This is a genomic window from Stakelama sediminis (assembly GCF_014199335.1).
In the GTDB taxonomy this organism is placed as follows: Bacteria; Pseudomonadota; Alphaproteobacteria; order Sphingomonadales; family Sphingomonadaceae; genus Sphingomonas; species Sphingomonas sediminis.
The window spans coordinates 1-10,350 of the sequence record NZ_JACIJI010000016.1 but is presented as its reverse complement, the minus strand read 5'-3'; the positions used below and the strand labels follow the sequence as shown (position 1 = coordinate 10,350).

The 10,350-nt window shown below is 61.2% G+C and carries 9 protein-coding genes and 2 pseudogenes; 9 read left to right on the top strand and 2 right to left on the bottom strand.

Annotation, left to right across the window (positions count from 1 at the left end):
* The 7 genes and pseudogenes from FHR23_RS16505 to FHR23_RS16320 all read left to right on the top strand — a co-directional run.
* A partial coding sequence (locus FHR23_RS16505) for a hypothetical protein (protein WP_221227604.1) occupies positions 1 to 433 on the top strand: 433 nt, incomplete at its 5' end.
* An 11-nt stretch (positions 434 to 444) separates the two neighbouring features.
* Positions 445 to 813, top strand: a complete 369-nt coding sequence (locus FHR23_RS16345; protein WP_184006130.1) for a BlaI/MecI/CopY family transcriptional regulator — start codon at positions 445 to 447, stop codon at positions 811 to 813.
* The gene (locus tag FHR23_RS16500) at positions 810 to 2,591 is read left to right on the top strand and encodes a M56 family metallopeptidase (RefSeq protein WP_221227603.1); all 1,782 of its coding nucleotides are present in this window, start codon (positions 810 to 812) and stop codon (positions 2,589 to 2,591) included. Before FHR23_RS16345 ends, FHR23_RS16500 begins: the two co-directional genes overlap by 4 nt.
* 226 nt (positions 2,592 to 2,817) lie before the next feature.
* Complete coding sequence (locus tag FHR23_RS16335) at positions 2,818 to 3,672, top strand: MBL fold metallo-hydrolase (RefSeq protein WP_184006128.1); 855 nt, start codon at positions 2,818 to 2,820, stop codon at positions 3,670 to 3,672.
* Positions 3,657 to 4,370 carry a DUF4230 domain-containing protein gene (locus FHR23_RS16330; protein WP_184006126.1) on the top strand — a complete coding sequence of 238 codons (714 nt, stop codon included), beginning with the start codon at positions 3,657 to 3,659 and terminating at the stop codon, positions 4,368 to 4,370. Before FHR23_RS16335 ends, FHR23_RS16330 begins: the two co-directional genes overlap by 16 nt.
* A gap of 108 nt (positions 4,371 to 4,478) precedes the next feature.
* On the top strand, positions 4,479 to 5,477 hold the full coding sequence (gene nadA, locus FHR23_RS16325) for a quinolinate synthase NadA (RefSeq protein ID WP_184006124.1): 999 nt from the start codon (positions 4,479 to 4,481) through the stop codon (positions 5,475 to 5,477).
* A 164-nt stretch (positions 5,478 to 5,641) separates the two neighbouring features.
* A pseudogene (locus tag FHR23_RS16320) lies at positions 5,642 to 5,764 on the top strand (transposase); the annotation flags it as partial.
* Positions 5,765 to 6,121: 357 nt separating this feature from the next.
* Here the strand turns inward: FHR23_RS16320 and FHR23_RS16315 are convergent.
* Entirely contained in the window at positions 6,122 to 6,781 is a 660-nt protein-coding gene (locus FHR23_RS16315; protein WP_221227605.1) for an IS110 family RNA-guided transposase, read from the bottom strand.
* Between the two features lie 268 nt (positions 6,782 to 7,049).
* Here FHR23_RS16315 and FHR23_RS16800 point away from each other — a divergent pair, with 268 nt between their 5' ends.
* Positions 7,050 to 8,498, top strand: coding sequence for a sugar transferase (locus tag FHR23_RS16800; protein ID WP_343043218.1), 1,449 nt, complete (start codon positions 7,050 to 7,052; stop codon positions 8,496 to 8,498).
* Between the two features lie 199 nt (positions 8,499 to 8,697).
* Positions 8,698 to 9,875, top strand: a protein-coding gene (locus tag FHR23_RS16305; RefSeq protein WP_184006121.1) for an IS3-like element ISSpma1 family transposase whose coding sequence is annotated in 2 segments (ribosomal slippage) — positions 8,698 to 8,962 and positions 8,962 to 9,875 — 1,179 coding nt in all. Because the reading frame shifts where the segments join, the coding sequence is not laid out codon by codon here.
* A 35-nt stretch (positions 9,876 to 9,910) separates the two neighbouring features.
* Here FHR23_RS16305 and FHR23_RS16300 read toward each other — a convergent pair.
* Positions 9,911 to 10,202 (bottom strand): annotated as a pseudogene (locus FHR23_RS16300) (transposase); the annotation flags it as partial.
* Positions 10,203 to 10,350 lie beyond the last annotated feature (148 nt).

The following is a 10,350-nucleotide window of genomic DNA, read 5'->3' as shown; positions in this document are numbered from 1 at the left end:
CGCTCCAACCCTCGGCGCCGGCATCACCGCATACGCAGCAGCACCACTCGGCAAACCTGCAGACGCATGCATCCCACTACATCCACACAAAAGGAAAGCCGCCAGCAATACCGGAAAAACAATACGAAACATCACCGCACTCTTTAAGAATCAGTTCGTTGAATGCATTATTTCCATTCAAAGCGGAAGGGCCGAGTGCCCCGAAATGCGTTTGCTTAGCTGTGAAGTCGCACATCCTGTCGTCAGCATAGGCGCCGGACGGCTTGTTGTAGGTGGAAAAGGTCGCCAGCAATGGAAAGGCGCATCTTCTCTGACGGGCAGGGTCGCAGGCTATTTTCACTCCATTTTATCGCAGTGCTGTCCCCGCATTCGTTCAGCCTCCATTCACCCACTTGACTACAAACGTAATCAATGCGATTACAACTGTAGTTGAAAGGGTGAGCCATGCACGAGCGTATCAGCGATGCCGAACATGCGGTCATGGAGGTTCTGTGGGAGGAAAGCCCGCTGACCGCCGCCCAGGTGGTCGAACGGGTGGCACCCCGGCGCGAATGGAGCGCCAATACCGTCAAGACATTGCTCGGACGGCTGCTTTCCAAGAACATCATCGCGCATGAGGCGGAAGGGCGGCGGTATCTGTATCGTCCGCAGGTTGCGCGGGAGGAGTATGTCGCGGGGGAATCGCGCAAACTGATGGACCGGCTGTTCGGTGGCAGGCTGACCCCGCTGGTCGCACATCTGGCCGAACGCGATGCGCTGTCCGATCAGGATATTGCCGAGATCGAAGCGCTGCTGAAGGATCTGAAGCAATGATCGGCTGGGTCGTCGAAACGCTGATCGCCACCACGCTGCTGATGCTGTTGGTGCTGGCGATCCGCAAGCCGGTGCGCGCCGCTTTCGGCCCGCGCCTTGCCTATGCGCTATGGGCCTTGCCCGCCATGCGCATGATTTTACCCCCACTGCCGGGAAACTGGCGGTTCAGCAGCCTGTTGTCACCGGCGGTCGAGACACTCAACCGACATGAGTTCGTCATGGGGGCGCTGAACCCGTCCACCATGCCCGCAGCAGCGGCAAGCCATAGCATCGCGACAATTACGCTGGCGCAGGGAGTGGCGCCCATTGCCCTTGTGCCACCGGTGGAAACGCCGGACGGTGCTCCGCTTATCGCATTATTCCTGGGCCTGTGGGCGGTCGGAGCAGTGGTGTTCTTCGGCTATCACCTGATCGCGCACAGCCGCTTTTGCCGTCGGATCATCCGCCGTGCGAAGGACGCCCGCACGGTTGCCGGAGGGCGCGTGCGGGTGCTGGAAACCGATGGGACGAGCGGGCCGCTGGCCTTTGGCATCTTCCGCAAATATGTCGCCTTTCCGGGCGATTTTGCCGAACGCTATGACGCATTGGAACGCGATCTGGCGCTGGCGCACGAACTTGGCCACCATGCGCGCGGCGACCTCTATGCCAATTGGGGCGCACTGGCGATGCTCGCCTGTCACTGGTTCAACCCGGTTGCCTGGCGCGCATTCAAGGCGTTTCGCGCCGATCAGGAAATGGCGTGCGATGCGCTGGTGCTGGCCGGACGACCGGGATCGCTGCGCCACGCCTATGGCCGGGCCATCGTCAAATCCGCGCATGGCGGTGCGGTATCGGCGGCGTGCCATCTTCATACCATCAACGATTTGAAAGGGAGGCTGAAAATGCTGAGCAGGAACCAAAGTCGTTCGCGCAGGACGCTGATTGGCGGGGCCGCCGGGCTGGGGCTGGTGACGCTGGCGGGCCTTGGCCTGACAGCATCGGGAACCAGCGCGGCCGAAACCATTCGCGGCAATGTCGAAAATGCGGTCGGGGTGAAGCTGGCCGACATCCGGCTGGCATCGGTGGTAAGTGCGAAGGAAATGCCGAAACCGCCCGTTGCGCCAGCCGCGCCGCGAGCACCATCGGCGGTTGATGCGCCGGTGGCTCCTGCAGCACCCGAAGCGCCGAAGGCGCCAATGACGGCGGAAAGCTGGAGCACGGTTGCGCAGACGGATACGGTTGCACCGGTTCCGCCCGTACCTCCGGCGCCGCCGGTCGATGGCGTTGCTCCGCCCGCACCGCCGGCTCCCCCCGCTGCTGATCACGATCAGGACACGACGCGGGTGTGGACGGATAAGGACGGGCATCGCCATGTCCAGCGCGTCATTGTGCGGACCGGCAAGGATCGCACGGCGATGCTGGACATGCAGGACAGCGTGCTGAAAGAAGCGCCGCAGGTCATCAAGACGAATTGCGGGCCGGGAACGCCGGTGGTGAAGCAGGACGACGCGTCCAGCGGCAAGGCGTCGACCATTATCATCTGTACCGACCGGATCGCGGCAATGCGCGAAAATGCCGAGAGGCAGGCGCGCGCAGCAAAGGCGGAAGCGAAGAAGACCGAGCGCGTTGCGCTGCAAACGCAGCAGGCGAGCCTGCGGGCTGCACGACGCGGGCTGGACGCAGCGCGCGCCGCCATCGCCGCCAATAGCGAACTGACCGGAAAAGCGCGGCAGGAAGCGCTGGCGGGTATCGACCGGGCGTCCAGAAAGCTCGACGCGCAGGCACGGACGATGGACTAACCCCAAATCCCGTCATTGCGAGCGGCGGAGCCGCGCGGCAATCCAAACATACTTCCGAACTCAAATTACGATCCCCGGCGGGAAGGGGAGGGTTGCGACCGCATGCCACACGCGCCGCGACCCGATTGCCCGAAACACCATTTTCCTTCGTATGGCGTTTCGGGAGCCTGACGGACGGCGGCTTGATCCCTTGTGCCGCCGCCCGTCAGCAGCCATTTGAAATGGCATGACCCACGCGTCCACCGGCCAGTGCGAACTGATGGAACCTCTTGTCGCGCGGGTGCTTGCGCCCAATCCGTCCCCCTATACCTATACCGGTACGCAGACTTATCTGGTCGGTGCGCAGGATCTGGCGGTGATCGACCCCGGCCCCGACGAGCCGGAGCATATCGGTGCGCTGCTTGCGGCGATCGACGACAGGCCGGTGCTCGCGATTATGTGCACCCATACCCATCGCGACCACAGCCCGCTGGCGGCACGGCTGAAAGCGGAGACGGGCGCTGAAATTGTCGGTTGCGCGCCGCTGGTGCTCGACGATCACGGCCCGCGCGCCGATGCCGCGTTCGACCGGAGCTATGCGCCCGACCGGGTGCTGGCGGATGGTGCGCGCGTGACGGGCGAGGGCTGGACGCTGGAGGCGGTGGCGACGCCGGGGCATACCTCCAACCATCTGTGCTTTGCGCTGGTGGAGACGGATGCGTTGTTCAGCGGCGATCATGTCATGGGCTGGTCGACCACGGTGGTATCGCCGCCCGACGGCGACATGGCGGCCTATATGCAAAGCCTCGACAAGCTGATCGCGCGCAGCGACCGTATCTATTATCCCGCGCATGGTCCGGCGGTCGAAAAGCCGCAACGTTTCGTGCGGCACATGGCGGGGCATCGCCGCCAGCGCGAGCGGCAGATATTGCGCCTGCTGGAGAAAGGGCCGCAGGAAATACCCGCGATGGTCGAACGCATGTATGTCGGGCTGGACCCGCGGCTGCACGGTGCGGCGGAGCGGTCGGTGCTGGCGCACCTGATCGACCTGCGCAACCGGGAACTGGTACTGACAGAGGGCGATGCATGGCGCAGTCGGTAAGCCGCTCGACGCTCAATACGATCATTACCGTCCTGGCGACGCTGCTGGTGCTGGCGGTCGCCTATATCGGCTATGGCCGTTATGCCGAGCGCAAGCTGCCGACGCGCGAAGAAGACGGGTCGGCGGTCACGAAGCTGATTACCGCGCGGCTGTCGGGCAGCAGCGAGCTGGAGGTCGCGGAGCTTTCCGGCATCATCCAGAGTTCTGCACAGGATGTGCGCGGGTTCGGGATGCTGAAATCGGATCAGATCATCAAGGCGCCCTATTCGGTCGGCTATTTCGTCGATGTGTCGAAGATCGGCCCGCAGGACGTCGAATGGGTGAAGGATCGCCACCTGCTGATCGTCAACGCGCCCGATGTGACGGTCGGCAAGCCCAATATCGACGAAGGTGCGCGTACGATGGTGCGTACCGAAGGGCTGCTGGTGACACGCGGCGCGAGCGAGAATCTGAGCCAGCGTACTTCCGCCAGTGCCGAGGCCAGCGCGGCGCGTGAGGCACAGTCGCCCGAACGCATCGCACAGGCGCGCGAATATGCGCGCAAGGCGATTGCCCGCTTCCTGTCGGTCCCGCTCAACCGTACGGGGCAGGGCGATACGCGCATCGTCGTGACCTTCCCGTCCGAACGCGCGAGCGCGGACGGCGAACGCTGGGACGTGACCAAACCGATCGACGAAGTGCTCGCCAACCGTAGCTAAGGTCGAGCGGGAGGGTGAGGGCGCAGCACAATCAAATACCCGCCACAAACCGATGCAATCCGCGTCGTTCTCGCTATATGGGGCACAAAGACGACAGGGATTTGAATCATGAACGCACCCGCCATGCCCACCGGCACCGACCTGCTGGCCGAGATCGAACGTCTGCGCAAGGAACGCAACGCCGTCATCCTGGCGCATTATTACCAGAAGCCGGAGATTCAGGATCTGGCCGATTTCGTCGGCGACAGTCTGGACCTGTCGAAAAAGGCGGCGGAGACGGATGCGGACGTGATCGCGTTCTGCGGCGTGCGCTTCATGGCCGAAACCGCGAAAATCCTCAGCCCCGAAAAGGTGGTGGTGCTGCCCGACATGGATGCGGGGTGCAGTCTGGAGGATAGCTGCCCGCCTGAACAGTTCGCCCGCTTTCGCGCCGAACATCCCGACCATATCGCGCTGACCTATATCAACTGTTCGATTCAGGTGAAGGCGCTGAGCGACATCATCGTCACCTCCTCTTCGGCCGAGAAAATCCTCAGCCAGATTCCGGAGGATCAGAAGATCATCTTCGGTCCCGACAAGCATCTGGGCGGTTATCTGGCGCGCAAGACCGGGCGCGACATGCTGTTATGGCCCGGCGTGTGCATCGTGCATGAGGCATTTTCGGAAACCGAGTTGCTGAAGCTGAAGGCGGAGCATCCCGGCGCGCCGGTCGCAGCGCACCCCGAATGCCCGGCCTATATTCTGGACCATGCCGATTATGTCGGGTCGACCAGCGGCATTCTGGCCTATGCCAATGATATGCAGGGCGACACACTGATCGTCGCGACCGAGCCGCACATCATCCACCAGATGGAAAAGGCGATGCCGGACAAGACGTTCATCGGCTCGCCCGGTGCGGACGGCAACTGCAACTGCAACATCTGCCCCTATATGGCGCTCAACACGCTGGAAAAACTCTATGTCGCGCTGCGCGATCTGGAACCGCGCATCGAAATCGAAGAGGATACGCGGCTGAAGGCGAAGACTAGCCTCGACCGGATGCTCGCCATGGCCAGCGGCACGGTAGGGCTGGGCGATCTGGGGCCGCTGAAGGTGACGGGGGATTAGGGGGAACTTGGATATACCTTAGTTGCAGCCATCTGTGGAACGGTGCATTTACCCCCTTGGAATTGCAGGCGGAGTATCCATGACAAGCGCGATATGGAAGACATGATCTGCCGCCGGTTTTGTGGACACCGAGGTAGGATGTTTTCACCTATCCGAGGTCCGCAATGCAACGAAGGAAGTTCAGCCGAGAGTTCGAGCTTGAAGCGGTAAGGCTAGTGCGCGAGCGCAATGTCTCGGTTGCACAGGGAGAGCATGGTTTGGACGTGCACGAGAACGTGCCGGGCAAATAGGTTACGGAGTTCGCAGCCGATCAGGGACATGCATTTCCGGGTCATGGGCAAATGAGGAACGTGTGTGGATGCCCCCCGGTTTTGCAAGGCGATTTTCGGACGTTCTAACGGCATGGCGCTTATATCGTTCGTGTGTCAGGCCTTTTCGCGTGGCTTATCGTTCGCCACTGGCCGGTATGCAGTTCGAAGAACGCGGTCCACATCGGTTCAAAGAGCTACGATGCTCGCGTCCCGGGACTGGTTTCCACGTCCTGAACATCGAAGTCCTTGCCGCATAATCGTCAGTCGATCTCCTTGCAAGGGCCGCAAAGCTCTCAGGCGTTTGCCGGTTCGCTTCAAATGAAGACGGCCGGTTCACGCCATCCGGTAATTATCTTCTCGCGTCATCATCGCCCAGATCGTCCGTGCCATCTTGCTGGCCGAGCCGAGCTGCGTCTTGCCGCCGGTCGATCGCTGTCGCGGGACCAGACCCAGCCATGCGGCGAAGTACCTGCCGCTTGCAAAAGTGGTAAAGTCCGGCGCGAAGGCCATGATCGCGCCCGTGCTCACCGGGCCGATTCCGGGCACCGTGCAAAGCCGACGCATGGCGTCGTCGACTTTGGTCGATGCGACGAGCTTCGAGTGCAGCTCCTCGATTTTGTGCGTGAGCAGCGCGATCTGATCCAAGTAGAGGCGTGCAATATAGCGAACTGCATCGGGAAGGTCGGTGGCACGATCGTCGATCATCCCGACAACGGACTTCAGGTCCGCAGGTCCCTGCGCCACGACCAAGCCGAACTCGGCCAAATGGCCACACAGGGCATTGATCAGCTGAGTGCGCTGACCAACAAAGGACTGATGGGTTCGGAAGGCCACGGCGCGAGCCTGATGCTCGGCGCTCTTCACGGCTACATAGAGCAGGTTCGGTCGCATCGCCGCTTCCGTGATCGCTGCGGCGTCTGCCGCATCGTTCTTCTGTCGTTTGACGAACCGCTTCACGTAGATCGGCGGAATCAGGCGGACGTCGTGACCCAGGGCTTGCGCGAACCGCCCCTAAAAATGGCTCGTAGCGCAGCTTCCATCGCGACGATGCATGGCACCGGCCAGCATCATACGATGCCCGGTGAAGGGAGGCATCCACCGCATCAGTTCAATACGGCCCCCTCATAAACCCGATCCAACCGTCAAATGATCGATGAATGGTTGCTTTTCAAAGTCCTGTCCCATTCTTGTGCGACGCAATATGTTGCTATCCTGATCATGATCCGATAGCTTTCACTGTCCACGGCATCTGGAGGCATGGGTGGCAACCGCCGGTAAGCTTGCAAAAGCCACATTTCAGGAAAATGAGCAGATCGGTCAGGATTTGTACCCGGTCGCGCCGCTGCCAGCGGCGAACAGCCCTGCCCAGCCCGGTTCAGCGCCCAACAATTCAGTGTTTCGCGGTCGCGCCATTCTGATTCTGCTGCTGGTCGATATTTTCGCAATTGCCACGCCATTTCTGGTTATCAGCGCGCTCAGGACCGTCAATGGCCCGACGGCACCCGGCCTATATGCCACTGCGCTGGTCCTGCTGTATCTGGTGGTTGGCGGTAATCAGCACGCTTATACGTCCAACGCCATGCGCAGTCCTTACGTAGCCGTACGCAAGGGCGTTCGCTCGCTTTTGCTTGCGACTGCTGCGGCAACTCTGGCGCTGTTTTACACGAAAACCAGCGGTTCCTTTTCCCGCCTCACCATCGGTCTGGGTTCGGTCAGCGCTCTCATATTACTATCGATGGCCCGGTTTGCCGTCATATCTTGGCTTGACCGGCTGATCGGCGGACATCCGTTTCAGACACTGGTGATTGTTGATGGAAACCTGCCGGTTCCCAAGGGCAATCATGATTATGTGTTCATGGCCGATCCGCTGCTGAATCCCGATCTTAACGACCCCAAAATGTATCAGCGCATGGCGAAAGCACTGGGTGCGGCGGATCGGGTTCTGGTCGTTTGCGAACCACGTCGCAGGATGGCCTGGACCAGAGCATTGCAGGGCACGAATGTTCAGGGCGAAATCTATATGCCCGAACTACATGAATATGCCCCCTCCGGCATGGGTCGGGATCGTCGCACGCCGTCGATCATCGTCGCCACGGGCCCTCTCAACCTGTTCGACCGTGCAACCAAGCGCCTGTTCGACCTGGCCGTAGCGTCGATTGCGCTGCTGCTGTTGTCACCGCTGCTGATCACGGTGGCGATCTGGATCAAGCTGGACAGCCGCGGGCCCGTTTTCTTCCGCCAGGAACGGATCGGGCGCAGCAACCATTTGTTCCGCGTTTATAAATTCCGCAGCATGTACGCCGATCTTTGCGATGCAAAGGGAAGCCGTTCGACATCGCGTAGTGATGATCGGATTACGCGTGTCGGCAACATTCTGCGCAAGACCAGCATCGACGAATTGCCGCAATTGCTGAATGTCCTGCGCGGTGAGATGAGCATTGTCGGCCCGCGCCCGCATGCGGTGGCTTCTCGCGCTGCCGACAAGCTGTTCTGGGAAGTCGACCGTCGCTATTGGGATCGCCACGCTGCAAAGCCCGGCGTCACCGGTCTCGCACAGGTGCGCGGCTTCCGTGGTGCGACGCTGGTGGAGCGCGATCTTCAGGACCGCCTGAACTCCGATCTGGAATATCTTCAGGGCTGGACCATCTGGCGCGATTTCAAGATTGTGTTTCAGACAGTCGGCGTGGTTTTCCACCGCAACGCGTTTTAAAAAGAGCGGGCATGAAAAAGGCGGCTGCCGTTCCCGGCGCCGCCTTTTTGTGAACATGATTGTCCCGCCGGATTACCCCAACACCTCAGTGTACGGGGAAACCCTTCTTCGCCTGGTCGATGAGCTCAAACCTCATTGATCTGCCCCCCGCTGAGTGGCCCAGAGACTATGATAGTCTGGACCACGAAAGGGACATTGGATGCCGAGCAAGAAGCACAAGCCGGAAGAGATTATCGGCAAGCTGCGTGAAGTTGAGATTGTGCTGGCGCAGGGCGCGAGCACAGCCGAGGCGTGCCGCCGGATCGCGGTCAGCGAGCAGACTTACTATCGCTGGCGCAAGGAATATGGCGGCCTGAAGACCGACCAGGCGCGGCGGATGAAGGATCTGGAGAAGGAGAACCAGCGGCTGCGCCGGGCGATCTCGGACCTGACGCTGGACAAGCTGATCCTGCAGGAAGCTGCACGGGGAAACTTCTGAGCCCCGCGCGGCGGCGGCGCTGCATCGATCAGGTACGACGGGATCTGCCAGTCCGGGTATCCGAGCGACGGATATGCCGGGTGCTGGGTCAGCATCGATCGACGCAGCGCAAGATGCCACGCGGGGCGGATGACGAACAGGCACTGACCGAGGACATCATTGCATTGGCGCAGCAATATGGTCGTTACGGCTACCGCCGGGTGACGGCGTTGCTGTGCCATGCGGGGTGGACGGTGAACCATAAACGGGTCGAGCGGATATGGCGGCGCGAAGGGCTCAAGGTTCCACAGCGCCAGCCAAAGCGCGGGCGTCTATGGCTCAATGACGGATCGTGCATCCGGCTGCGGCCCGAGTATCCGGGGCACGTGTGGGCCTACGACTTCGTCGAGGGTCGCACCCATGACGGCCGCAAGTTCCGCATCCTGACGATCATCGACGAGGCCAGCAGGGAATGCCTGGCGCTCATCGTTGCACGGCAGCTCAAGCACGAGGATGTTCTGGCGGCCTTGGCCGATCTGTTCATCTCGCGTGGGCCGCCAGCGCATATACGATCCGATAATGGTAGCGAATGTATCGCGACCGCCGTCCAGAAATGGCTGGGGCAGATCGGCGTGAAGACCCTCTACATCGCGCCGGGATCACCATGGGAGAATGGCTATAACGAAAGCTTCAACGGGTCGCTTCGCGACGAACTGCTCAACGGCGAGATCTTCTACAGTCTCGCCGAGGCCAGGGTGCTGATCGAGGCATGGCGGCGGCATTACAACACCGTCCGGCCCCATAGCAGCCTGGGCTACCGGCCCCCGGCACCGGAAACGGCGACACCGCCATATCCAGCCTCCGGTTCCGCTTCGCTCCACCTCCGTCCGGATATGGCGGTGATGAACTTAATGCACTAACAAACCAATCGGTCCACTCGGTGGGGGCAGATCATCATCGACTTCCCTCCCGGGCAAAAAAGCGGTCGCACGCTTCAATATGTCGCGCTCCTGTCGCAGAATCTCGTTCTCTCGGCGAAGCCGCTTCAACTCGGTCGCCATATCTGCCTGCGGCGCTGCGTCGGGCATTGCCGCCAGCCGATCACGACTGCGGCTGATCCAGCGCACAAGCGTCGACAGGCCAATGCCCCGATCTTCTGCAACCTCACGCTGCGTGCGCTCGTTGGTCCCCACAAGTCGAACCACCTCGTCCTCAAATTCTTTTGTAAACCGTCGTTGCTTCGACATCGAGTTCGCCTTTCACCTCAAGGGAATTCTCCACTTTTCTGGAGCAAGTCCATCGGACGTGTCGACGAACGCATGCTGTAACCGGCGGCGCGCGCGCCGCTTCACGGTTTTTGCATGGCGGCGAGGAGTTTCTTGACCTCCTGAGATC

Excerpts from the sequence above, each read along its gene's own strand:
- FHR23_RS16500 (WP_221227603.1), top strand. The coding sequence starts at position 810 with ATGATCGGCTGGGTCGTCGAAACGCTGATCGCCACCACGCTGCTGATG.
- FHR23_RS16330 (WP_184006126.1), top strand. The coding sequence starts at position 3,657 with ATGGCGCAGTCGGTAAGCCGCTCGACGCTCAATACGATCATTACCGTC.
- FHR23_RS16335 (WP_184006128.1), top strand. The coding sequence starts at position 2,818 with ATGACCCACGCGTCCACCGGCCAGTGCGAACTGATGGAACCTCTTGTC.
- nadA (WP_184006124.1), top strand. The coding sequence starts at position 4,479 with ATGAACGCACCCGCCATGCCCACCGGCACCGACCTGCTGGCCGAGATC.
- FHR23_RS16345 (WP_184006130.1), top strand. The coding sequence starts at position 445 with ATGCACGAGCGTATCAGCGATGCCGAACATGCGGTCATGGAGGTTCTG.